At 60.7% G+C, this 21,337-nt stretch carries 27 protein-coding genes; 14 read left to right on the forward strand and 13 right to left on the reverse strand.

Annotation, left to right across the window (positions count from 1 at the left end; all coding sequences use genetic code 11):
• Positions 1-22 precede the first annotated feature (22 nt).
• Entirely contained in the window at positions 23-544 is a 522-nt protein-coding gene (gene yjgA, locus CWI66_RS01795; protein WP_016913474.1) for a ribosome biogenesis factor YjgA, read from the reverse strand.
• Between the two features lie 96 nt (positions 545-640).
• On the opposite strand from yjgA, the gene pmbA reads away from it, so the two are divergent.
• Complete coding sequence (gene pmbA, locus CWI66_RS01800) at positions 641-1,981, forward strand: metalloprotease PmbA (protein ID WP_100730777.1); 1,341 nt, start codon at positions 641-643, stop codon at positions 1,979-1,981.
• Between the two features lie 6 nt (positions 1,982-1,987).
• Here the strand turns inward: pmbA and CWI66_RS01805 are convergent, their stop codons facing one another.
• The 10 genes from CWI66_RS01805 to CWI66_RS01850 all read right to left on the reverse strand — a co-directional run bounded on the left by CWI66_RS01805 (position 1,988) and on the right by CWI66_RS01850 (position 9,103).
• Entirely contained in the window at positions 1,988-2,257 is a 270-nt protein-coding gene (locus tag CWI66_RS01805; RefSeq protein WP_016913476.1) for an HPr family phosphocarrier protein, read from the reverse strand.
• Between the two features lie 25 nt (positions 2,258-2,282).
• Positions 2,283-3,215, reverse strand: a complete 933-nt coding sequence (rapZ, locus tag CWI66_RS01810) for an RNase adapter RapZ (protein WP_016913477.1) — start codon at positions 3,213-3,215, stop codon at positions 2,283-2,285.
• A 70-nt stretch (positions 3,216-3,285) separates the two neighbouring features.
• Positions 3,286-3,753: a PTS IIA-like nitrogen regulatory protein PtsN gene (gene ptsN, locus CWI66_RS01815; RefSeq protein ID WP_016913478.1), complete on the reverse strand. Its 468-nt coding sequence runs from the start codon at positions 3,751-3,753 to the stop codon at positions 3,286-3,288.
• Positions 3,754-3,757: 4 nt separating this feature from the next.
• Positions 3,758-4,066: a ribosome hibernation-promoting factor, HPF/YfiA family gene (gene hpf, locus CWI66_RS01820; RefSeq protein WP_016913479.1), complete on the reverse strand. Its 309-nt coding sequence runs from the start codon at positions 4,064-4,066 to the stop codon at positions 3,758-3,760.
• Between the two features lie 97 nt (positions 4,067-4,163).
• On the reverse strand, positions 4,164-5,579 hold the full coding sequence (locus CWI66_RS01825) for an RNA polymerase factor sigma-54 (protein ID WP_016913480.1): 1,416 nt from the start codon (positions 5,577-5,579) through the stop codon (positions 4,164-4,166).
• A gap of 105 nt (positions 5,580-5,684) precedes the next feature.
• Positions 5,685-6,431, reverse strand: coding sequence for an LPS export ABC transporter ATP-binding protein (lptB, locus tag CWI66_RS01830; protein ID WP_016913481.1), 747 nt, complete (start codon positions 6,429-6,431; stop codon positions 5,685-5,687).
• A gap of 23 nt (positions 6,432-6,454) precedes the next feature.
• Positions 6,455-6,958, reverse strand: a complete 504-nt coding sequence (lptA, locus tag CWI66_RS01835) for a lipopolysaccharide transport periplasmic protein LptA (protein ID WP_100730778.1) — start codon at positions 6,956-6,958, stop codon at positions 6,455-6,457.
• On the reverse strand, positions 6,955-7,539 hold the full coding sequence (gene lptC / locus CWI66_RS01840; RefSeq protein ID WP_100730779.1) for an LPS export ABC transporter periplasmic protein LptC: 585 nt from the start codon (positions 7,537-7,539) through the stop codon (positions 6,955-6,957). Before lptC ends, lptA begins: the two co-directional genes overlap by 4 nt.
• Positions 7,540-8,082 (reverse strand): KdsC family phosphatase, encoded by a 543-nt coding sequence (locus tag CWI66_RS01845; protein WP_100730780.1) that lies wholly within the window; start codon positions 8,080-8,082, stop codon positions 7,540-7,542.
• Between the two features lie 34 nt (positions 8,083-8,116).
• Positions 8,117-9,103 (reverse strand): KpsF/GutQ family sugar-phosphate isomerase, encoded by a 987-nt coding sequence (locus CWI66_RS01850; RefSeq protein ID WP_081137017.1) that lies wholly within the window; start codon positions 9,101-9,103, stop codon positions 8,117-8,119.
• Positions 9,104-9,335: 232 nt separating this feature from the next.
• On the opposite strand from CWI66_RS01850, the gene CWI66_RS01855 reads away from it, so the two are divergent.
• From CWI66_RS01855 to hisD, 9 genes are all read left to right on the forward strand, one after another.
• Positions 9,336-10,157 carry an ABC transporter ATP-binding protein gene (locus CWI66_RS01855; RefSeq protein WP_040460708.1) on the forward strand — a complete coding sequence of 274 codons (822 nt, stop codon included), beginning with the start codon at positions 9,336-9,338 and terminating at the stop codon, positions 10,155-10,157.
• The gene (gene mlaE / locus CWI66_RS01860; protein ID WP_039177449.1) at positions 10,158-10,961 is read left to right on the forward strand and encodes a lipid asymmetry maintenance ABC transporter permease subunit MlaE; all 804 of its coding nucleotides are present in this window, start codon (positions 10,158-10,160) and stop codon (positions 10,959-10,961) included. It abuts the gene before it with no gap.
• Positions 10,962-10,974: 13 nt separating this feature from the next.
• Complete coding sequence (gene mlaD / locus CWI66_RS01865; RefSeq protein WP_016913488.1) at positions 10,975-11,439, forward strand: outer membrane lipid asymmetry maintenance protein MlaD; 465 nt, start codon at positions 10,975-10,977, stop codon at positions 11,437-11,439.
• Between the two features lie 39 nt (positions 11,440-11,478).
• On the forward strand, positions 11,479-12,132 hold the full coding sequence (locus tag CWI66_RS01870; protein ID WP_016913489.1) for an MlaC/ttg2D family ABC transporter substrate-binding protein: 654 nt from the start codon (positions 11,479-11,481) through the stop codon (positions 12,130-12,132).
• Positions 12,129-12,461: an STAS domain-containing protein gene (locus CWI66_RS01875; protein ID WP_016913490.1), complete on the forward strand. Its 333-nt coding sequence runs from the start codon at positions 12,129-12,131 to the stop codon at positions 12,459-12,461. The genes CWI66_RS01870 and CWI66_RS01875 overlap by 4 nt, the downstream gene beginning before the upstream one ends.
• 134 nt (positions 12,462-12,595) lie before the next feature.
• Positions 12,596-12,847, forward strand: a complete 252-nt coding sequence (locus tag CWI66_RS01880) for a BolA family protein (RefSeq protein ID WP_016913491.1) — start codon at positions 12,596-12,598, stop codon at positions 12,845-12,847.
• A 10-nt stretch (positions 12,848-12,857) separates the two neighbouring features.
• Positions 12,858-14,120 carry a UDP-N-acetylglucosamine 1-carboxyvinyltransferase gene (gene murA / locus CWI66_RS01885; protein ID WP_100730781.1) on the forward strand — a complete coding sequence of 421 codons (1,263 nt, stop codon included), beginning with the start codon at positions 12,858-12,860 and terminating at the stop codon, positions 14,118-14,120.
• Between the two features lie 29 nt (positions 14,121-14,149).
• On the forward strand, positions 14,150-14,803 hold the full coding sequence (gene hisG / locus CWI66_RS01890; RefSeq protein ID WP_026001641.1) for an ATP phosphoribosyltransferase: 654 nt from the start codon (positions 14,150-14,152) through the stop codon (positions 14,801-14,803).
• 13 nt (positions 14,804-14,816) lie between these two features.
• A complete protein-coding gene (gene hisD / locus CWI66_RS01895) occupies positions 14,817-16,136 on the forward strand; it encodes a histidinol dehydrogenase (RefSeq protein WP_081137025.1) in 1,320 nt (439 codons plus the stop codon).
• 17 nt (positions 16,137-16,153) lie between these two features.
• Here the strand turns inward: hisD and CWI66_RS01900 are convergent, their stop codons facing one another.
• Entirely contained in the window at positions 16,154-17,398 is a 1,245-nt protein-coding gene (locus tag CWI66_RS01900; RefSeq protein ID WP_016913495.1) for a Do family serine endopeptidase, read from the reverse strand.
• Positions 17,399-17,537: 139 nt separating this feature from the next.
• On the opposite strand from CWI66_RS01900, the gene CWI66_RS01905 reads away from it, so the two are divergent.
• Positions 17,538-18,299: a Nif3-like dinuclear metal center hexameric protein gene (locus CWI66_RS01905; protein WP_100730782.1), complete on the forward strand. Its 762-nt coding sequence runs from the start codon at positions 17,538-17,540 to the stop codon at positions 18,297-18,299.
• Between the two features lie 56 nt (positions 18,300-18,355).
• Here the strand turns inward: CWI66_RS01905 and CWI66_RS01910 are convergent, their stop codons facing one another.
• Positions 18,356-18,799: a ZapG family protein gene (locus tag CWI66_RS01910; RefSeq protein WP_081194160.1), complete on the reverse strand. Its 444-nt coding sequence runs from the start codon at positions 18,797-18,799 to the stop codon at positions 18,356-18,358.
• A 237-nt stretch (positions 18,800-19,036) separates the two neighbouring features.
• On the opposite strand from CWI66_RS01910, the gene zapE reads away from it, so the two are divergent.
• The 3 genes from zapE to rpsI all read left to right on the forward strand — a co-directional run bounded on the left by zapE (position 19,037) and on the right by rpsI (position 21,251).
• Positions 19,037-20,218: a cell division protein ZapE gene (gene zapE / locus CWI66_RS01915; RefSeq protein WP_016913498.1), complete on the forward strand. Its 1,182-nt coding sequence runs from the start codon at positions 19,037-19,039 to the stop codon at positions 20,216-20,218.
• A 201-nt stretch (positions 20,219-20,419) separates the two neighbouring features.
• Positions 20,420-20,848 (forward strand): 50S ribosomal protein L13, encoded by a 429-nt coding sequence (gene rplM, locus CWI66_RS01920; protein WP_016913499.1) that lies wholly within the window; start codon positions 20,420-20,422, stop codon positions 20,846-20,848.
• 13 nt (positions 20,849-20,861) lie between these two features.
• Positions 20,862-21,251: a 30S ribosomal protein S9 gene (rpsI, locus tag CWI66_RS01925; RefSeq protein ID WP_016913500.1), complete on the forward strand. Its 390-nt coding sequence runs from the start codon at positions 20,862-20,864 to the stop codon at positions 21,249-21,251.
• The last annotated feature ends 86 nt before the right edge of the window (positions 21,252-21,337 follow it).

Below are 21,337 nucleotides of genomic sequence, written 5' to 3' on the forward strand. Positions count from 1 at the left end.
GCTCGTCATGGGGGCGTGCGGATTAGAGTGCCAGGGTGTCGCGCAGGTGTTTGAACAGCTTGCGCGCGCTGGTCGGCGGTTTGCCCTGCTCACGCTCCTTGCGAGCGTTTCGCACTAGCTGGCGCAGGGTCTGGCGGTCGGCATCGGGGTAGTCGGCCAGGAATAGATCGACGGCGTCGTCGCCCTCGTCGACCAGCCGATCACGCCATTTTTCCAGACGATGAAAGGCATGGTCGCGCTGCTCTTTCTCTTGCTCGATGGCATCGAATACCCCCTGGATGGCGGCTAGATCCTCCTTGCGGATCAACTTGCCCACGTACTGCATATGGCGGCGGCGGCCCTCATGGGAGCGGATTCGAGAAGTCTCCTCGATGGCCCGCAGCATGTCGTCAGAGAGCGGAAAACGCGCCCGCTCGGCGGGTTTCATGGCAATCAAGGTTTCGCCAAGCGCCTGAAGAGCATGCATTTCACGCTTGAGCTGGGATTTACTGGGACGCTCTTCCTGCTCGTCAATATCGAGGGGCTCGGGGCGTTGCTTAGGCATACAGACACTCACTGATTTGGATTCGTCGGCAGCATTATATCAGGCTGCGACCATAACATTGATTCGCCAATGCAATTGAGGCGAAAAGGAGACCACATGGCACAGGCATTTGATGCAGCAGCGCAACAGGCGCTACTGGCGCAGCGGGCGGAAGAAGCTCTTGGCCTGGCGAAAACGCTGGGCGCCGATGCCGCTGAAGTAGGCGCCAGTGTCGACCAGGGGGTGGGCGTCAGCGTACGGCTCGGCGAGGTCGAGACCGTCGAGCTTTCCCGTGACCAGGGGATCGCCATTACGGTCTACGTTGGCCAGCGCAAGGGGAGCGCCTCCTCCACCGATGCCAGCAGCGCCTCGCTGCGCGCCACGGTGGAAAAGGCTCTGGCAATTGCGCGTTATACCGGTGAAGACCCTGCTGCCGGGTTGGCAGATGCTGCGCTGATGGCGACCCGGCTGCCGGATCTCAAGGTGCATCACCCGTGGGCGCTCTCGACCGAACAGGCCATCGAGCTGGCGCTGCGCTGTGAACAGGCGGGGCGCAGCGTGGACGGTATTCACCAGTCGGAAGGTGCCTCGTTGTCCAGTGGCGAGGGCGTTCGGGTCTATGCCAATAGCCATGGCTTTCTAGGCACCCAAAAGGGCAGTAGCCATTCGTTGTCATGCATGTTGATTGCCCAGGATGGCAAGGGTATGCAGCGCGATTATGACTACACGTCGGCGCGTAACCCTCTACAGTTGCGTGACCCGGAGGAGGTCGGGCGCGAAGCGGCTGCACGCACCCTGCGACGGCTGGGTTCGCGCAAACCGCCTACCGGTACCTTTCCCGTGCTGTTCGACCCCAGCCTGGCCGCGGGCCTGATAGGGCACCTGATGGGCGCGTTGGCGGGTGGCGCACTATACCGTGAAGCATCGTTCTTGTGTGATCGCCTGGGCAGCCCGCTTTTCCCAGAGTGGATGGGACTGGAAGAACGCCCCATGGAAGTCGGTGCCACCGCCAGTTCGCCCTTCGATGCCGAGGGCGTGCAGACCCGGGATAACCGTTTCATCGAGCAGGGCAGGGTCGCCAGCTACATGCTGTCTGCCTACAGTGCCCGCCGCCTGGGCATGCAGTCGACCGGAAACGCCGGCGGAGCGCGCAACCTGCGTCTTCTGGCCCCGCTGACATCGCGTGATGAGCTGCTGCAGCAAATGGGGCGGGGCATTTGGGTGACCGAGCTGATGGGGCAGGGGGTCAATGGCGTAACGGGGGACTACTCTCGCGGTGCCGCCGGATTCTGGGTAGAGAATGGCGAGGTGCAATACCCCATCGAAGAGTTCACCATTGCCAGCAATCTCAACACCATGTTCGCTGGCCTGGTGGGCATTGGCGACGATACCGATACGCGGGGCAGCATCCATACCGGCAGCTGGCTGGTGGATGCCATGACGGTGGCGGGCAGCTAACGAGGGTTACTGATCCTCGTCGAAACGTGCGTCGAACAGGGCCTGGATGGCATCCAGGGCCTGGTCGGCATCTTCGCCCTCTGCGGTGATGGTCAGCGAAGTGCCGCAAGGGGCCGCCAGCATCAGCAGCGACATGATGTTGGCGGCATCGGCTTTCTGCTGCTGTTTGTAAACATGAATGCGGGCTGAAAACTGCTGGCCGCACGTGACCAGCTTGGTGGCAGCGCGGGCGTGAAGGCCGCGTTGATTGGTCAGCGTTAAGGTTCTTTCAGGCACTCTGGTTCCTTTTTGCCGAGTGATATCAGGGTGAAGTCGTGTCGCTGGGGGGGATGGAAGAAGCGGCATCGACGGTAGCGGGTAATTCGCTTAGCGTGTACTGCAAGCCCAATTCCCGATGCCTGAGCTGAATGGCGCCAGTGCGCTTGACCAGCGCCTGCGCCAGTTGTTCCACCATGTAGACAGAGCGATGCTGGCCGCCAGTGCAGCCAATGGCCACGGTCATATAGCTACGTTGACTGCTTTGGTAGGCGGGCAGCCACTTGTCCAACCAGGCATGAATATCGTCACGCATGTCATCGACGATGGGGTAGCCGCCCAGGAAGGCCTGAATATTGGCATCGCGTCCGGTGAACTGCCGCAGGCTGGGGTCCCAATAAGGGTTAGGCAGGCAGCGCACGTCAAACACGATATCGGCATCCATGGGTACGCCCCGCTTATAGCCGAAGGATTCAAACGTCAGGGTCAGCTGGTCACGCCGTTGGTGAGCGACCTGATCGGTGATGCGACGGCGAAGATCGTGCACCGAGAGGCGTGACGTGTCGATCAACAGGTCGGCCAGATCGCGAATGTCGAGCAGCGTCTGCTCTTCCTTGTCGATGGCTTCTTCCAGGGTCATGTCACTATCCCGGGTCAGCGGGTGGCGCCGCCGGGTGGCCGAGTAGCGCTCCAGCAGAATGCGTGCGTCCGTGGTCAGGTAGATGACCTGAAAACGGATCTGGCGTTGACGTAGCTCTTCCAGTAACGCAGGCAACTGCTCCAGCGCCGTGGGCAGGTTGCGCGCATCGATGCTGACCGCCAGGTGAGTTCGCCCCCCTTGCTCGCGCAATTCATCGACCAGCGAGCCCAGCAGCATGGCGGGCAGGTTGTCGATGGCGTAATAGCCAAGATCCTCCAGCGCCTGTAGGGCGATGGACTTGCCGGACCCTGAGCGGCCGCTAATGATCACCAGCTGCATAGCGCATCTCTCTTGGGTATCAAAGGGATAGAGGGCTTGCCGTGTGCCTTGCTGCCTGGCAATGGCTGCGCTAGGCAGCCTGCTCGCGAATCTTGTCGGTCAGCAGCTCGAGCAATGCGCGCTGGCTACTGACATTGCGCAGCTGTTGGCGTGTGGCAGCGTCATTCATGATCGTGGCCACCTGCCCCAGCAGGGCCAGGTGCGTGTCATCGGCTTCTTCGGGAACCAACAGCACGAAGACCAGATCGACCGGGTCACCATCGATGGCATCGAAGTCGACGGGCTCGGCTAGCTTGAGAAAGCCAGCAATGGGCGTGCTGCAGTGAGGACTGCGTGCATGGGGGATGGCTACGCCATTGCCGATACCAGTGCTGCCCAGCCGTTCACGGCCAATCAGGCGACTGAAGACTTCCTGACTGTCCAGGCTGGGCGTGTTCTGAGCGATAAAGGTGCTGAAAAACTCCAGCACCCTTTTTTTGCTGCCCCCGGGCACGTCGTACAGCACGCGCTCCGGGGGGAGTATGGTTTCCAACGTCATCGGTTTAACGCACGCCAGCGCCTTGGGCGCGGGCTTGTGCTTTTTCCTTGTGTTTTACCAGCTGACGGTCGATTTTGTCCGCCAGGGCGTCAATGGCCGCGTACATGTCATTATCCTGCGCTTCCGCATGCAGGTCTGCTCCTGCGGCATGCAGCGTGCAAGCCGCTTGCTGGCGCTCCTTTTCGACAGATAAGGTGACCTGGACGGTCGTGATGTTGTCGTAGTGACGCTCAACGCGTTCCAGCTTTTCGTTTACGTAGTCACGCAAGGCGTCAGTCAGTTCAACGTGATGACCAGTGATGTTTACTTGCATTGACGTGCTCCTTATCCATCGGACTGTACTTCGATTGTAACCCTTTTTGGGCCATTGCAAAGCCCTCGCCGCGAGTTTGTTGGGCAAGAGCGTTTAACTAGCGCAAACGGCGTCGCTCGCTCGACGAAGGTATACCCATCGACTCTCGGTACTTGGCGACGGTGCGGCGTGCCACGGTAATGCCACCCTCTTCCAGCAGGGTGACCAGGCGACTGTCGGAGAGTGGCTTGCCTGGCGGCTCGTCCTGAATCAGTTTCTTGATGCGTGCTCGAATGGCCGTGCTGGAGTGGCTGTCGCCGCCCTCCTGGCCGCTGACCTGGCTGGAGAAGAAGTACTTGAGCTCGAAGACCCCGCGCGGGGTATGAATGTATTTCTGGGTGGTGACCCGGGAGATGGTCGATTCATGCATCTCTACCGCTTCGGCGATATCGGCCAGAATCAGCGGTTTCATGGCCTCTTCACCCTGCTCGAGGAAGCCTATCTGGCGGGCAATGATCTCGCGCCCCACGCGCAGCAGCGTGTCGTTGCGGCTCGACAGGCTCTTGATCAGCCAGCGAGCCTCCTGGAGGTGCTCTTTCAAAAACTGGTTGTCCTGGCTCTTGTCGGCGCGCTTGATCAGGCTGGCGTAGTCGGGCTGGATACGTAGCCGAGGCAGCGCTTCCGGGTTGAGTTCCAGATGCCAGCCCTCGTGATCGTGACGTACCACCAGGTCCGGCGTCACATAGCTGTCGTCGGTGACGCCGTAGGCGCTTCCGGGGCGAGGGTCAAGGCTGCGGATTAAACGAATGACATCGTCCAGCTGCTCGTCATCGAGGCTCAGGCGTCGTTTCAGCAGGCGCATGTCGTCCTTGCCCAGCGCTTCGAGAAACTGGCGTACCAGACGCTTGGCGGGCATCAACAGCGGAGTGTCTTCGGGTAGCGCGGCCAGCTGCAGCATCAGGCACTCGCGCAGGTCACGGGCGAACACGCCAGTAGGCTCGAACTGCTGCAGGCGCAGCAAGGTGTTTTCGACCTCGCGTTGGCTCAGGCCATCGTGGCCCTGCGCCTTGAGCCCCTCGCGGATGTCGTTGAGCGGCTGGGTCAGATAGCCGTTGGCATCCAGCGCATCGATGAGGCTCTCGGCAATGGCTTGCTCACGCGCAGAGAAGTCGGTCATGGCCAGTTGCCAGAGCAAGTGCCCGTGAAGGCTCTGCCCGGCCGCCTGGCGCTCGAAGTCCGGGCCTTCGCTACTGCCGCCCGCGCTGCCCATGTCCTGGTAGGTGTCGGACCAGTCGCTGTCCACGGAGAGCTCGTTGGGAATGCTGTCTGCCCACTCGGCTTCCTGAGGCTCGCTGACCGCCTGTTCGCCAAACTCATCCTCCTGTTCGAGCATGGGGTTGGCATCCAGCGCCTGCTGAATTTCTTGACGAAGGTCCAGCGTCGATAGCTGAAGCAGCGCAATGGCCTGCTGCAGCTGAGGTGTCATGGTCAGCTGTGTGCCGATGCGCAGTTGAAGAGAAGCTTTCATGACCATCTGAGAACCACTCGTTAATCAGAAAGCTCCACCCTAGAGCGACTCTCCGTTTGGTGCAAGTGCAATAAGCATGCCACTAAATAAAATGTCTTCGTGGGCCATTATTTAAAGGCGGAAGTCGGCGCCCAGGTAGACGTCGCGCACCTTCTGGTTATTGAGAATTTCCTGGGGGTTTCCACTGGCTATGATGTGTCCGTCGCCAACAATATAGGCAATATCGCAGATATCCAGGGTTTCACGCACGTTGTGGTCGGTGATGAGGACGCCAATATGACGCTTCTTGAGCGCGCGTATGATCGATTTGATATCGCCCACGGAAATGGGGTCGACGCCAGCAAAAGGTTCGTCCAGTAGAATGAAAGCGGGCTCGGTGGCCAGCGAGCGGGCAATTTCCACCCGTCGCCGCTCGCCGCCCGACAGGCTCATGCCCAGGTTGTCGCGAATATGGGTGATGTGGAAGTCTTCCAGCAGGGATTCGAGCTTCGCTTCTCGGCTATTGCGGTCCAGCTCCCGGCGCGTTTCCAGAATGGCCATGATGTTGTCGGCCACCGACAGCTTGCGAAAGATCGATGCTTCCTGGGGCAGGTAGCCGATACCCGCCAGCGCGCGTTCATGCATGGGCGCCCGGGTCAGGTCGAGATCGTCGATGCCCACCTTGCCAGCATCGGATTTCACCAGGCCGACGATCATGTAGAACGAGGTGGTCTTGCCCGCGCCGTTAGGGCCCAGCAGGCCCACCACGCTGCCCTGGGCAATTTCCAGATTGATATCCTTGACCACGCGGCGGCGTTTGTAGCTCTTGGCCAGATGCTGTGCATGGAGTGTCTTGACCGCTGCGGTGTCGGGGGTCATCGCTGTCACGGGGCGTCCTCTCGCTATTGTTCGGGCTGCAGGGTCATGCGGATGCGCTGTGGCGAACTGCCGCTGACATCAGAGCGCGCTTGCACCACCCCGCGGTCGATGAAGTATTCGAGCCGTCCCCCCTGGAAACGATCCCCTTGCTGGGTCAGTTCGGCTTGGTCGATGAGCTCGACGCGGCGTTCGGACACGTGGTAGACGATGCGGCGCGCCCAGCCTTCCATGGGCGTCGTCTGGTCTTCCAGTTGATTGCGCAGGTAGGCACGCTCGCCCGTGGCGACGGCCCGGGAGAGTTCGCCGGCCTGGTTGCGGTGAATTTCGACACGCTCTCCGCGCAGCTGCATTTCACCCTGACGAATATCGACATTGCCAGAGTAAACCGCCGTGCCCGCGCGCTGGTCCAGGTCCAGGCGGTCGGCCTCTACTTCGATAGGGGCCTGTTGTTGAGCAGTAGCAGGCAGTACGCCTACCACCATGGGGACGGCAAGGGCGAGCAGTGCCGTACGAAGCAGGGCGTTCATGGCGACTCCTGAGAAGGGTGGGGGGCGGGCGGGTGCACGCCGCGCACGTTATTGATCAAGCTGACACGACTATCGTCCAGCCAGACATCCATACGGGATGCCTCGATACGCTGGGGTGGCTGCTGCAGCACTACGGGGGTGTCGCTCCAGGCATGACGTGCCAGGCCATCATAATGCAGCAGGTCGGTATCCAGCTGCCAGCCTTCGTCTGGTGCCAATAGCCGTGCCGATCCGGCCAGCGTCAGCGCCTGGGTGTCCGTGTTCAGGGTGCCGGTATCGGCAACCGCCAACCACTCACGCTGTTCACTATCGAACAGCGTGGCGCGCGGTGACGTGACGTTGGTCATCGCCGCTTGCGGGGTATGTACCAGTCGCGGCGCGACCAGCGACTGTTGCAGAGTGCCATCTTCACCAAACAGAGTGATCTCGGCACTCTCCAGCACGTGTCCGGGCTCCTGAGCCTGAGCCTCAGGATCTACCTCGCGCTGCTGGGGCGCGCGGGGGTCCAGCCAAACCAGCAGTCCCCCCAGGGTGATGACCAGCCCCGTCAGCCAGACGCGCTTTTTCACCCTGATGCCCATTCAGGTGGAGCCGTGTAGGTAAGTGTCGAGCACGGCGTCCCAGTGCCCCTGGTTGGTCAGCAGCGTGTCGCAAATTTCGCGAACGGCGCCATGCCCGCCCAGACGGTCGGTAATCCAATCGGCGTGGGTATGCATGTAGTCCGGTGCGTTGGGGACGGTGATGCCGACGCCCGAGCGTTTGATCGGCGCCAGGTCCGGGAGGTCATCGCCGCAGAAGGCGACCTGCTCCAGGGTGATGCCGAGCCGCTGGCAGAGCCCACGCAGGGTGGCGAGCTTGTCTTCACAGCCTTGATGAACATGGCTGATGCCCAGCGCTGCGGCGCGCTGGCTCACCATGGGCGAGTCACGGCCGGTAATCAGCGCGACATGGATGCCGACGCGCTTGAGCAGCTTCAAGCCGTGGCCATCCTGGGTATGAAAGGCCTTGATTTCGACGCCGTCGGCCTGGAAGTAAAGGCGACCATCGGTCAGCACGCCGTCCACGTCCAGGGCCAGCAGTTTTACACGGCGTATACGATCTAAAAGTGCGTCAGGTAGGGCCATAGAGCCTCCGTATCATTCATCATGGGATCATGGGTTAGATAACGCCGCTTGCCAGCAGGTCATGCATGTGCAGCGCGCCAATCGGGCGCTGCTGTTCATCGACCACGGCCAGCGCCGTGATACGACTATCTTCCATTATACGCACGGCTTCGGCTGCCAGGACGTCGGGGCCGATGCGTTTGCCGGGCCGCGTCATGACGTCGTCTACCTTGACGTCGCGCAGGTCGTGAAACTGGTCCAGCGTGCGGCGCAGGTCGCCGTCGGTATAGACCCCGGCCAGCCGACCCTCATTGTCGATGACACAGGTAAAGCCGAGCCCCTGGCGGGTAATTTCCAGCAGAGCATCGCGCAGCGGGCTGCCCAGCGCCACCCGAGGCAGCCGCGCGCCGTCGTGCATCAGGTCGCGTACCCTTAGCAGCAGGCGTTTGCCCAGGCTGCCGCCGGGGTGTGACAGGGCGAAGTCTTCGGCTGTGAAGCCACGTGCTTCCAGCAGTGCGACGGCCAGCGCGTCACCCAGCGCAAGCGCTGCCGTCGTCGAGCTGGTGGGGGCCAGATCCAGTGGGCAGGCTTCTCGCTCGACGCCGCTGTCCAGGTGGGCCTCGGCATGGCGTGCCAGGGTGGAGTCCGGGCGCCCCGTCATGCTGATCAAGGGGGTTCCCAGGCGTTTGAGCAGCGGCAGCAGGGCGGTGACTTCGGCGGTTTCACCCGAGTTCGACAGGGCCAGCACCACATCGCCCCGGGTAATCATGCCGAGGTCGCCGTGGCTGGCTTCACCGGGGTGAACGAAGAACGCGGGCGTGCCGGTACTGGCCAGGGTGGCTGCCAGCTTGCCGGCGATATGGCCGGATTTGCCCATGCCGGTCACCACCACGCGACCCTTGCAAGCCAGAATCAGCTGGCAGGCGCGGTCGAAGCTCTCGTCCAGCTTGGCTTGCAAACCACCAATGGCCGCTTGCTCTATCTGCAGTGTCCGCAGCGCGCTTTCGCGCAGCAAGCTGGGTGGGGTGGGAGATTGGGGCATGGTCGGTCTCGTTCTCGTCATCACGGTTGATAGCCTTCAAGAATAACACCTTGCGGCGGCTTTTAGCCAAACTGCGGGCAGGCGCCGGGCAGCAGGCCAGGTGCGCGTGGCTGTTCCTGTGGGTAGCGTTAGGATACGATGTTCGATAATATTTCGAAAACACTGTTTTTTTAAACCGCCGATCCGGGCTTGACATGCCCGCGTCGGCGAGCGAACGAGGGGTGTGATGCCCATGACGGATATGCCCTTTATCCAGGTGGAGGATGTGTACTTTTCCCGCGGCGACCACGATATCTTTCGTGGCGTGAGCATGAGCATTCCGCGTGGCAAAGTCACTGCTATCATGGGGCCCAGCGGAACCGGCAAGACCACCCTGTTGAAATTGATCGGTGGGCAGCTGGTGCCTGATCGGGGGCGCGTGCTGATTGATGGGCAGGATGTGCATCGGCTGTCTCGCAAGGCGCTGTTTGCGCTGCGCAAACGAATGGGCATGCTGTTTCAGAGTGGCGCGCTGTTTTCCGATCTGGATGTCTTCGAGAACGTGGCTTTTCCACTACGCGTGCATACCGACCTGCCCGATACCATGATTCGTGACCTGGTGTTGATGAAGCTGCAGGCCGTGGGCCTGCGCGGCGCGCGTCATCTGTCGCCCGCCGAGCTTTCAGGGGGCATGGCCCGCCGCGTGGCGCTGGCACGGGCCGTGGCGCTGGACCCGGAGCTGATTCTCTATGATGAGCCCTTTGTGGGCCAGGACCCTATTTCCATGGGCGTACTGGTGCAGCTTATCAAGCGCTTGAACCAGGCCATGTCGCTGACCTCTGTAGTGGTTTCCCATGACATCAAGGAGACCTTGAGCATTGCCGACTATCTCTACCTGATCGCCGATGGCCAGGTGGTGGCGCATGGCACGCCGGCGTCGCTGGATGTCAACGAGGACCCCAGAGTCAGTCAGTTCATGCATGGTGAGCCGGACGGCCCTGTGCCGTTTCACTATCCTGGCAACACCCTTTACCGAGACATTCTCGGTCACGATCCAGCAAGCGGGGCAGGGTAAATGCAGTCAAGACTCTTACAGTGGGTAGCGCCCATCACGCGATTGGGGCGCAAGGGATGCGAGATGGTCGAAGCGCTAGGGCGCGCGGCCGTTTTTCTGGCGCAGTCGGCGGTCGGGGTGCCTTCCCGTGAAGGGTGGGCTCTGTGGCTTCGTCAAATGCATTTTGTCGGCGTGCTTTCTCTGGCCATCGTGCTGGTGTCCGGGCTGTTCATCGGCATGGTGCTGGCGCTTCAGGGCTACACCATTCTGGTGGACTTTGGTGCCGAGCAGGCATTGGGGCAGATGGTGGCGCTGTCGTTGCTGCGAGAGCTGGCCCCGGTGGTGGCAGCGCTGCTTTTTGCAGGGCGGGCCGGCTCGGCGTTGACCGCCGAGATTGGTTTGATGAAGGCCACCGAACAGTTGACCAGCATGGAAATGATTGGCGTCGACCCGCTGCGTCGCGTAGTGGCCCCGAGGCTTTGGGCCGGTTTCGTGGCGCTGCCGATCCTCACCGTGGGATTCAGTGTGGTGGGTATCTGGGGCGGCTACCTGGTGGGCGTCGAGTGGCTGGGCGTTTTCGAAGGCTCCTACTGGAGCAACATGCAGTCCAGCGTCTCGTTCATCAACGATGTCGGTAACGGCATGATCAAGAGCCTGGTGTTTGCCCTGGTGGTGACCTGGATCGCCGTGTTCCAGGGCTATGATCTGATTCCCACGTCCGAAGGCATTTCTCGGGCGACCACTCGTACGGTGGTGTACTCATCGCTGGCGGTGCTGGGGCTGGATTTCGTTTTAACCGCCGTCATGTTCGGCGGCCTTCAATAGCTGGGGTGGTGTCATGAAGCGCAGTAAAACCATGGAGTTTGGCGTTGGCCTGTTCATGTTGGCGGGGATCATCGGCCTGGTCTTTCTGGGGCTGAGAGTCAGCGGTTTGACGCTTTCGGGCGCGTCTGACACGTTCCGTCTGGAAGCCAACTTCTCCAATATCGGCGGCCTCAAGCCGCGTGCCCGCGTCACCATGGCGGGCGTGACCGTTGGACGTGTCGAGGCCATCGAGCTGGACCGAGAGTGGTACGACGCACGCGTGGTACTGAGCCTGAACAGTGACCTGGAAGGCCAGCTTTCCCAGGATACCACGGCGGCCATTCTGACGGCGGGGCTGCTGGGCGAGCAGTACATTGGTCTGAGTGTGGGCGGCGCCCCGGAGGTGCTACAGGATGGTGACACGATTCGCGATACGCAATCCGCGCTGGTGTTGGAAGAACTTATTCAGCAGTTCGTGTCCAATATGGTCAGCAACTAAGCGTCAATGGTGATGGTGCCAGATTATAGAGGTGTAACGATGCAGAAAATGACAGTGATTTTTTCCCGGTGGGTTGCCCTTGCCATGCTGTTGATGGCCTTGCCTGCCTTGGCCAAGGCGCAATCTCAATCGCCCGAACAGATGATTCGCAACAACATCGACGAATTCATGGCGCAAATCGAAGGGCGTGAAGACTATTACGCCAATAACCTCGATGAGCTGAAGGCACTGGTCAACGATAGCCTGGATGATATTGCCGATTTCCGTTACATCGGCGCCAGCGTCATGGGCAGTTACTTCCGCAACGCTACGCCAGAGCAGCGCAGCCGCTTTGCGGATGTCTTCCGCCAGACGCTGATCGATACCTACACGCGTGGTCTGGTGACCTTCGACTACGATGAGCTGCGTGTGTTGAGTCAGCAGCGTGCCCAGCGTCACGAAGATCAAGCCAGCGTCGATATGGAAGTGGTGGCCAACAACGGCCAGGTCTACCCGGTCACCTACAGCCTGCGGCTGGCCAATGGTGAGTGGCGTGTGGTCAACGTGATCGTCAATGGCATCAACCTGGGTCTCACGTTCCGCAATCAGTTCGATCAGGCCATGCGTGAAAACAATCGCGATTACGATGCGGTCATTCGTGGCTGGTCGCCGGACATCGGCGTCGAAGAGCTGGAGCAAGGGGGCGATGCGTGAGCACGCTGCTCGACCGCCCGAATGTCTCGCTGGCCGAGCAACCGGATGGGTTGGTGGTGTCCGGTGACTTGAGCATGAACGCCGCCGCCGATGTGGCGGCGGCGGGGGTAAGCTGGCTGCGAACCACCCGTTCCACGTCGGTTCAGTTCGACTTCAGCGGTGTCGATGTTGCCAGTAGCGCTGCCTTGAGCGTGATGTTCGAGTGGCTGCGAGCGAGCCAGGCCAGGCAGTTGCCGGTGAGCGCGATCGTGCTATCGCCGCCGCTCCAGCGTCTGGCGACGCTGGCAGAGCTGGAGCCCTTGATAGCTCAGCACAGCCCCGTGCAGTAATCCTTCTCCATAAAGCAGCCTGCGGGCTGCTATCTTCTCTTTGGCATGCCGCCAGCATCGCCAAGCGTGATGCTTTTCTTTATCATGTGGCTTTTCCGCACATTCTTTTCGACCCCAAAGGAGTTTCCTGGCTTATGCAACCCAACGAGGTCAAAGCACTGCTTGAATCCCGCATCGATGGGTGTGAGTTTCACATCCAGGGAGAAGGCTGCAATTTTCAGGTGATTGCGGTTGGCGAAGCCTTTGAAGGTCTTTCACCCGTAAAGCGCCAGCAGCTGGTCTACGCCGCGCTGAGTGATGAAATCGCGTCCGGTGCCCTCCACGCTATCAGCATCAAAACGTTTACCCCGACGCAGTGGCAAACTGCATCGCAAAGTGCTGAGTAACGGCCTGCCCATGGATAAGCTGATTATTACCGGCAACGGTTGCGTTGACGGAGAAGTGTGGGCCAGTGGCGCCAAGAACGCGGCGCTGCCCATTCTGTCTGCCAGCCTGTTGGCCGATGGCCCTGTCGTGATCGGCAATTTGCCGCACTTGCAGGATATCACCACGACGCTGGAGCTGTTGGGCCGGATGGGCGTCGAGCCCGTCATGGGCGAGAAGCTGAGCATTCAGTTGGACGGCTCTCAAGTGACTCAGTGCCATGCGCCTTACGAGCTGGTCAAGAAAATGCGCGCCTCGATTCTGGTACTGGGCCCGTTGTTGGCGCACTTCGGCAAGGCCGACGTCTCGCTGCCTGGCGGGTGTGCCATTGGTTCGCGCCCAGTGGATCTGCATCTGCGTGGTCTGGAGGCCATGGGTGCCGAAATCCACGTGGAGGCGGGCTATATTCGTGCGCGCGTAGAGGGTCGCCTCAAGGGGGCGACGATCTTCTTCGATACGGTGACCGTGACGGGCACCGAGAACCTGCTGATGGCCGCGACCCTGGCCGATGGCCGTACCGTTCTTGAAAATGCTGCCCGTGAGCCCGAGGTCGTGGACCTTGCCGAGTGTCTGATCAAGATGGGCGCGAAGATCAGGGGGCATGGCACCGATACCATCATCATCGATGGGGTGCCTTCCCTGCACGGCTGTGAACACGATGTGATGCCGGACCGTATCGAAACCGGAACGTTTCTGGTGGCGGCTGCCATGACCGGTGGGCGCGTCAAGGTCAAGCGTACTCGTGCCGATATCCTCGAGGCAGTGCTGGCCAAGCTGGAAGAGGCCGGTGCCGAGATCACCAGTGGTGACGACTGGATCGCGCTGGATATGCATGGCAAGCGCCCCAAGGCCGTCAATATTCGTACCGCGCCTTATCCGGCATTTCCCACCGACATGCAGGCGCAGTTCGTGGCCATGAATGCGGTGGCAGAAGGGCACTCTCGCGTGGTGGAGACGATCTTCGAAAACCGTTTCATGCACGTGCAAGAGCTCAATCGCATGGGGGCCAATATCGTGCTGGAGGGCAACGCTGCCCTCATCAAGGGCGTCGACAAACTGTCCGGTGCGCCGGTCATGGCCACGGACTTGCGCGCCTCGGCGTCTCTGGTGATCGCGGCCATGATGGCCGAAGGCGAGACGCTGGTAGACCGCATCTACCATATTGATCGCGGCTATGAATGCATCGAGGAAAAACTTCAGCTGCTGGGGGCGAAGATTCGTCGCATCCCCGGCTAAGCCATGTGACCAACCATTGGCCTTACACCATGAGTAAGCAATTGATCCTGGCCCTCTCGAAAGGGCGTATTCTGGACGAGACACTGCCGCTGTTGGCAGATGCGGGTATTACACCCGCCGAAGACCTGAGCAAGAGTCGCAAGCTGCTGTTCGACACCAACCTGCCGGATGTGAAGCTGGTCATCATTCGCGCCACCGATGTACCGACCTATGTACAGTTGGGGGCCGCCGACGTGGGCGTGGCGGGCAAGGATGTACTGCTGGAGCATGGTGCCGAGGGGCTGTACGAGCCGCTGGATCTGGACATTGCCCGCTGCAAGCTGATGACGGCAGGCGTGACCGGGCAGCCCCCGGCGCGAGCCCGTCGCCGGGTAGCGACCAAATTCGTCAACGTGGCGCGCCGCTACTACGCCGAGCAGGGCATTCAGGCAGAGGTGATCAAGCTGTACGGCGCCATGGAGCTGGCGCCGTTGATGAACCTCGCCGACGAGATCGTCGATATCGTCGATACCGGCAATACGCTGCGTGCCAACGGCATGGAGCCGAGGGAGTTGATTGCCCATATCAGCACCCGCCTGGTAGTTAACAAGGCGGCCATGACCATGAAGCATGATCGTATCAAACCGCTACTGGCGCGTTTGGAAAGTGCCGTAAAGCAACGTCAATTGCTGCCTGCCGAATGACACGAGGTTCGCCATGAGTGAGACAACCACTGCCACCATTGCTCGGCTCTCTACCACTGAGCCGGGCTTCCACCGTCAGCTGGATGCGCTGCTGGACTGGGAGGGCGTGTCCGATAGCGCCGTGCAGGCCCGTGTCGATGAAATACTGGCGGACGTCAAACAGCGCGGTGATCAGGCCGTCATCGATGCCACCAACCGCTTCGATCGGCTGGCCGTCGACTCCATGGAGCAATTGCGCCTGTCGCCCGAGCAGTTGAAAACAGCGTATGAGGGGCTGCCGTCGGAACAGCGTGAAGCGCTGGCCGTGGCAGCGGAGCGCATTCGTCGTTACCACGAGCGGCAGAAGCCGGAGTCCTGGCAGTATCAAGAGGCCGATGGCACGGTGCTGGGACAAAAGGTGACGCCACTGGACCGCGCTGGTATCTATGTGCCGGGCGGCAAGGCGGCCTATCCTTCTTCGGTGCTGATGAATGCGATACCCGCCCACGTGGCTGGCGTGCGTGAGATCGTCATGGTGGTGCCGACCCCTGACGGTGTGCTGAACGATCTGGTGCTGGCGGCGGCACACCTGGCCGGTGTCGATCATGTCTTCACCATCGGTGGGGCGCAGGCAGTTGCAGCCTTGGCTTATGGCACCCAGAGCGTACCCCGTGTCGACAAGATCGTGGGCCCCGGCAATATTTACGTGGCCACCGCCAAGCGTGCGGTCTTCGGGCAGGTAGGTATCGACATGATTGCCGGGCCGTCAGAAATCATGGTGGTCTCCGATGGGCAGACCGACCCTGATTGGTTGGCCATGGATCTGTTCTCCCAGGCTGAGCATGATGAAGATGCCCAGGCGATTCTGGTCAGTTGGCACGCCGAGCACCTGGATGCCGTCGCGGCTTCCATCGAACGACTGCTGCCTACGCTGGAGCGCGAGGAGATTGCGCGTGCTTCGCTCAAGCGCCGGGGGGCGCTGATTCTCTGTCAGCACCCGGCCGACGCCGTCGAGATGATCAATCGCATAGCGCCGGAGCACCTGGAGCTTTCCGTGGCCGAGCCCGAGGCGTGGCTAGAGGAGATCCGCCATGCAGGCGCCATCTTCATGGGGCGTCATACGTCGGAGGCCCTGGGTGACTACTGCGCGGGCCCCAATCACGTACTGCCGACGTCCGGCACGGCGCGCTTCTCGTCACCGCTGGGGGTTTATGACTTCCAGAAGCGCTCTTCGATCATTCACTGCTCTCCTGAAGGAGCGTCCGAACTGGGCAAAGTGGCGTCGGTCCTCGCCCGAGGCGAATACCTGACGGCCCATGCACGCTCGGCCGAGTATCGTATTCGCAGCAAGTAAGGTATGGGGGAGCGGCTTCAGGAGCCGCTCTGCCGATCTTCGGACGTCGCATTGGTGGGCACGGGGCGCTCGCCCACTTCCAGGGTGACCTCCATGCGCTCACCGCTGCGCACGATGGTCAGCGGTAGCCTGGTGCCCGGTGGGATGGAGGCAATCTCGCTCATGGTGGCGCGTGCATCCATGATCACCTGGTCATCGATGGAGAGCAGCACATCGCCAGGCTGAAGCCCTGCCTCCGCTGCTGGCCCACCGCTGACCACGCCGGCCACGATGACGCCTTGGGGAGTACGTAACCCAAACGAGGCGGCCAGTTCCCGCGATAGCGCCTGAGCCTCGATGCCCAGCCAGCCACGAATCACCCGGCCGCGGGTGACCAGTTCGTCGAGGATGCTGTGGGCAAGGTTGGCCGGAATGGCGAAGCCTATTCCCTGTGAGCCTCCCGAGCGTGAAAAGATCGCCGTATTGATGCCTACCAGTGCACCGTCAGGGTTGACCAGTGCTCCGCCTGAGTTGCCCGGGTTGATGGCCGCGTCGGTTTGGATGAAATCTTCATAGGCATTCAACCCCAGGTGGCTGCGCCCCGTGGCGCTAATAATGCCCATGGTCACTGTCTGGCCAACCCCAAAGGGGTTGCCTATTGCCAGCGCCACATCGCCCACGGCCACTTCCTTCGAGTCAGCCAGTTCGATCACAGGTAGGTTGTCCAGTTGAATGCGCAACACTGCCAGATCGCTTTCCGGGTCGGTGCCAATCACTTGAGCCAGTGTTTCGCGGCCGTCGCGCAGCGCCACTTGTATCTGGTCGGCGCCGCTGATCACGTGATGATTGGTAAGCACATAGCCGTCGTCACTGACGATGACCCCGGAACCCAGGCTGGACAGCATGCGTTGGTGGGTCGTGGCGTCGTCACCGCCGAAAAATTGCTGGAAGAACGGGTCAGACATCAGCGGGTGCTGGTCCCGCGACACGATGCGCGACGAATAAATGTTGACCACCGCTGGCGCGGCCTGGTTGACGGCGTTGGCGTAGCTGGCAGGCCCCTGGCTACGCGTAAGTGGCGCGGCCTGGCGTATTTCGGGGGCGGGCCGGTTGGCCGTCGACTCGCTATTGGTCGCGACCAGCGCTGGCTGGGGTTCTACGCTGGCAGGGGGAGATTGACGAAACGGGTTGGGAATCTGTTGAGGGAAGGCCAGCAGAATGACTGCGGCCAGCAGAAGGCCCGTGGTAATGGGCCAGAGATAGGGCAGCACAAGGCGGTGCATGCAAGCATTCCTCAGCGGATGGCGGTCTTCAGCAGGTCGCGAGGTTCGCGATAACGTGCAGCGAGTTTACAATGGAGGTTATGGTAACACTTAACGCCTCGCTTCCCCACGGGGCAGTGGCAACAATTAAGGAGACCACGTGAACCATCGCGATCAACTCGTCGCTGCATGTGACCACCAGCTCCGCGCTGGTCAATTCAAGGATTACACCATCAATGGCCTGCAAGTCGAGGGGCGAGAGACGGTTCGGCGGGTCATGACCGGCGTGACGGCCTGCCAGGCGTTGCTCGACGAGGCGGTGGCCTGGCAGGCGGATATGGTGCTGGTACATCACGGCTATTTTTGGAAGAACGAGCCAGTAGCGATTACCGGGATGAAGCAGAAGCGCATCAAGACGCTGATGGACCACGACATGAGTTTGCTGGCGTATCACCTGCCGCTGGATGCCCATGCAGAGCTGGGCAATAACGCCGAATTGGCGCGGCGCCTGGGATGGAAGGTCGAGGGGTGTCTGGACGGCGAGCTGGGCGAAGGGTTGCTGTGGTCCGGGCGTCTGGTGACGCCGCAGCCGCTGACCACGTTGGCCGATCAGTTGAGCCATGCCCTTCAGCGTCAGGCGCTGGTCGTCGAGGCGCCGCTGGCGGGGCCAGTGGAGCGAATTGCCTGGTGCACGGGTGGGGCCCAGGACATGATCACGGCTGCCCACCAAGCAGGTGCTCAGGTATTCGTGTCAGGGGAGATTTCCGAACGCACTACGCACCTGGCGCGTGAGCTGGGTATTCATTACATCGCGGCAGGGCACCATGCTACCGAGCGTTACGGGGTGCAGGCCTTGGGCGAGTGGTTGGCGAGCCAGTTCGATGTCGAGCATCGTTTCGTGGATATCGACAACCCGGCCTGACTCGGAGAAAAGTGACGTGCGACCAGGGCGCTCAGGGGCGCCCTGGTGAGCGTAGATCAGTAGCGTGGGGGTTGCGCAAGCGTATCGCTGTCTGATTTCTGATGCTCTTTCAGCCCGAAGTCTTCGGAAAGCGTGCCGTTCTTGCCAGCCGCGTAATCGCGGGGCATGGCAAGGTCGGCATCGTTTTCTGCCGTGGCCGCTGCTTTGTGATGGGAGGCCTTGACGCTGGTGAGCTGCCATTGAGCCGCCTCGTCGGCGATCTGGGCTTCGATTTGGTCCGCCTCCTGACGAATGCTGTCAAGACGTTGCTGGATGCCCGTCAGGCTGCTGCCCATGGCTTGTTTAAGTTCCGCGATCTTGTGCTCGCGCTCCAGTAGCGTTTGCTTCAGCGCAGCCATGTCTTTCTCGCTCTTGCTGAACAGGCGATAGCAGGCAAGGCCAATGAGAAAGCCAACGACGAGACCTACAACGGCAAAAATGATTGGCGAGCTTGCTTCCACGGTATTCTCCCTGATAGTGGTGCGCGCCATGTCATCGATGGCATGGCGTCACCGATCGCATGGCTGCATGGTCAGCCCCATTATAGGCGCGTCACGGCTGGTTGGGTCAATCCGCTCATGCGCTTAGCGCTCAGTCGGCGTATAATTAGGCTCTTTTTATCGGTCAGGCCGGTGCTCGGCGGATGTGCAGGTGCGCGTCGATGCATACGCCTGGCTACGCGCTGCGGGAGCATTTTAATGTCATCAGTATCTGCACGTCAGGCGTCTGAACACCCCCATCGCTTGACGCCACTGGAGCGTTATCAGCAGGATTTGACGCGCAGTGACTTTCAATACGACCCGGCTCAGGAGCAGGCGGTCAAGCATCTTCAGCGTCTTTACGATGACCTGCTGTCGACCACCACCACCGTGCCCAAAGCAGTGGTCGCCAGTAAAGGCTTGAAGGCGAAGATGGCGGGGCTGCTGGGCAAGCGCAGCGAGCCAGACAAGCCCCCGGTGCCCCAGGTGAAGGGGCTCTACTTTTGGGGTGGGGTCGGACGTGGCAAGACCTACCTGGTGGATACGTTTTATGACGCCTTGCCCTTCCCTGAAAAAATGCGCACGCACTTTCATCGGTTCATGCAGCGGGTGCATAACGAGCTGACGCACTACAAGGGCGAGAAGAACCCGCTGACGCTGATTGCCGGCAAGTTTGCAACCGAAGCCAGGGTGATCTGCTTCGACGAATTTTTCGTCAAGGACATCACGGATGCCATGATCCTGGCCAATCTCATGGAGGCGCTGTTCGAGCGTGGTGTCGTGCTGGTGGCGACCTCCAATATCGTGCCCGACGATCTCTACAAGGATGGTCTGCAGCGCGCTCGGTTCCTGCCCGCCATCGAACTGGTCAATCGCCACTGTGACGTCGTGAATGTAGACTCCGGCATCGATTATCGGTTACGGGCGCTGGAGCGTGCGGAGATCTTCCATGCGCCGCTGGATGAGGCTGCCGACCAGGAGCTGGCGCGCAGCTTCAAGGAGATTGCCGGTCATGCGGGAGAAGAGGGCGCGCCGCTGGAAATCAACCATCGAGTATTGAAGACGCGTCGACTTCATGAGGATGTCGTCTGGTTCGAATTTGCCGAACTGTGCGATGGGCCGCGTAGCCAGAACGACTATATCGAGCTTGCTCGAGAGTTTCATAGCGTGCTGGTGGCCAATGTGCCGCGCATGGATGCCAAGAGCGACGATCAGGCGCGCCGCTTCATCAATATGGTGGACGAGTTTTATGATCGGGGCGTCAAGCTCTTGATGTCGGCAGAAGTGCCCGTCGAGTCGCTTTACAGTGATGGCAAGCTAACGTTTGAATTTCAGCGGACGCTGTCGCGCTTGCAGGAGATGCAGTCGCGGGAGTATCTGGCGCTGCCGCACAAACCCTGAGCGCCTCTGTTGCCTGAGTGCGATGCCAGGGGCGTGCGAGAAAAGTAAAGATGGCACTTAACTTGTCCACTCTCTTACTGTAGAATGCCGCCTCGCTGTACGTTGTAGCTGTTTTCTGGCTGCAACCAAAAAGAATAGGGATGGTGCTTCGCTACTGTATAGCGTTAGCTACCCAACACACTTAATCTGGTGATTTCATCCATGAAGACGTTCAGTGCTAAGCCGCAGTCCGTCCAGCGCGACTGGTATGTTGTCGACGCTACGGACAAAACGCTCGGTCGTCTGGCAACCGAGATTGCTCGCCGCCTGCGTGGCAAGCATAAGCCCGAATTTACCCCTCACGTTGATACCGGCGACTACATCGTTGTCATCAATGCCGAGAAAGTCCAGGTGACCGGTAACAAGGCGAAGGCCAAGACCTACTACCGCCACACTGGCTACCCGGGCGGTCTGCGCTCCATGACCTTCGACAAGATGCTGGATCACGCTCCCGAGCGCATCATCGAGTCTGCTGTCAAGGGCATGCTGCCGAAAGGCCCGCTGGGTCGCGCCATGTATTCCAAGTTGAAAGTGTACGCCGGTGCCGAGCATCCGCATGCTGCCCAGCAGCCGCTTGAACTGAACATCTGAGGAAATCTTCGCCATGACACAGCAGTATTACGGTACCGGGCGCCGCAAGACTTCCACCGCTCGTGTGTTCCTGAAGCCGGGCTCCGGCAAAATCACCGTCAACAACCGTGAGCTCGACGAGTACTTCGGTCGCGTTACCGGTCGCATGGTTGTTCGTCAGCCCCTCGAGCTGACCGAGACTCTCAACCAGTTCGACGTGTATGTGACCGTCGAAGGTGGTGGTGGCTCTTCACAAGCTGGCGCCATCCGTCACGGCATCACGCGTGCTCTGATGAACTACAACGAAGACCTGCGCCCGACTCTGCGCGCCGCTGGCTACGTCACCCGTGACGCACGTCAGGTAGAGCGTAAGAAAGTCGGTCTGCGCAAGGCGCGTCGTCGTCCGCAGTTCTCCAAGCGTTAATTTTACGCTATGCGGCAAAAACGCCCAGGTCCAGGACCTGGGCGTTTTTTATTGGAATATCAAAAAATTATAGTACCTGTACCACC

Source organism: Halomonas sp. 141, from assembly GCF_002810305.1.
Lineage (GTDB): Bacteria > Pseudomonadota > Gammaproteobacteria > Pseudomonadales > Halomonadaceae > Vreelandella > Vreelandella stevensii.

What these genes read in the sequence shown, in the direction of transcription:
- yjgA (WP_016913474.1), bottom strand. Translation starts at nt 544, where the DNA reads ATGCCTAAGCAACGCCCCGAGCCCCTCGATATTGACGAGCAGGAAGAG.
- pmbA (WP_100730777.1), top strand. Translation starts at nt 641, where the DNA reads ATGGCACAGGCATTTGATGCAGCAGCGCAACAGGCGCTACTGGCGCAG.
- rapZ (WP_016913477.1), bottom strand. Translation starts at nt 3,215, where the DNA reads ATGCAGCTGGTGATCATTAGCGGCCGCTCAGGGTCCGGCAAGTCCATC.
- ptsN (WP_016913478.1), bottom strand. Translation starts at nt 3,753, where the DNA reads ATGACGTTGGAAACCATACTCCCCCCGGAGCGCGTGCTGTACGACGTG.
- hpf (WP_016913479.1), bottom strand. Translation starts at nt 4,066, where the DNA reads ATGCAAGTAAACATCACTGGTCATCACGTTGAACTGACTGACGCCTTG.
- CWI66_RS01825 (WP_016913480.1), bottom strand. Translation starts at nt 5,579, where the DNA reads ATGGTCATGAAAGCTTCTCTTCAACTGCGCATCGGCACACAGCTGACC.
- lptB (WP_016913481.1), bottom strand. Translation starts at nt 6,431, where the DNA reads ATGACCCCCGACACCGCAGCGGTCAAGACACTCCATGCACAGCATCTG.
- lptA (WP_100730778.1), bottom strand. Translation starts at nt 6,958, where the DNA reads ATGAACGCCCTGCTTCGTACGGCACTGCTCGCCCTTGCCGTCCCCATG.
- lptC (WP_100730779.1), bottom strand. Translation starts at nt 7,539, where the DNA reads ATGGGCATCAGGGTGAAAAAGCGCGTCTGGCTGACGGGGCTGGTCATC.
- CWI66_RS01845 (WP_100730780.1), bottom strand. Translation starts at nt 8,082, where the DNA reads ATGGCCCTACCTGACGCACTTTTAGATCGTATACGCCGTGTAAAACTG.
- CWI66_RS01850 (WP_081137017.1), bottom strand. Translation starts at nt 9,103, where the DNA reads ATGCCCCAATCTCCCACCCCACCCAGCTTGCTGCGCGAAAGCGCGCTG.
- CWI66_RS01855 (WP_040460708.1), top strand. Translation starts at nt 9,336, where the DNA reads ATGACGGATATGCCCTTTATCCAGGTGGAGGATGTGTACTTTTCCCGC.
- mlaE (WP_039177449.1), top strand. Translation starts at nt 10,158, where the DNA reads ATGCAGTCAAGACTCTTACAGTGGGTAGCGCCCATCACGCGATTGGGG.
- mlaD (WP_016913488.1), top strand. Translation starts at nt 10,975, where the DNA reads ATGAAGCGCAGTAAAACCATGGAGTTTGGCGTTGGCCTGTTCATGTTG.
- CWI66_RS01870 (WP_016913489.1), top strand. Translation starts at nt 11,479, where the DNA reads ATGCAGAAAATGACAGTGATTTTTTCCCGGTGGGTTGCCCTTGCCATG.
- CWI66_RS01880 (WP_016913491.1), top strand. Translation starts at nt 12,596, where the DNA reads ATGCAACCCAACGAGGTCAAAGCACTGCTTGAATCCCGCATCGATGGG.
- murA (WP_100730781.1), top strand. Translation starts at nt 12,858, where the DNA reads ATGGATAAGCTGATTATTACCGGCAACGGTTGCGTTGACGGAGAAGTG.
- hisG (WP_026001641.1), top strand. Translation starts at nt 14,150, where the DNA reads ATGAGTAAGCAATTGATCCTGGCCCTCTCGAAAGGGCGTATTCTGGAC.
- hisD (WP_081137025.1), top strand. Translation starts at nt 14,817, where the DNA reads ATGAGTGAGACAACCACTGCCACCATTGCTCGGCTCTCTACCACTGAG.
- CWI66_RS01900 (WP_016913495.1), bottom strand. Translation starts at nt 17,398, where the DNA reads ATGCACCGCCTTGTGCTGCCCTATCTCTGGCCCATTACCACGGGCCTT.
- zapE (WP_016913498.1), top strand. Translation starts at nt 19,037, where the DNA reads ATGTCATCAGTATCTGCACGTCAGGCGTCTGAACACCCCCATCGCTTG.
- rplM (WP_016913499.1), top strand. Translation starts at nt 20,420, where the DNA reads ATGAAGACGTTCAGTGCTAAGCCGCAGTCCGTCCAGCGCGACTGGTAT.
- rpsI (WP_016913500.1), top strand. Translation starts at nt 20,862, where the DNA reads ATGACACAGCAGTATTACGGTACCGGGCGCCGCAAGACTTCCACCGCT.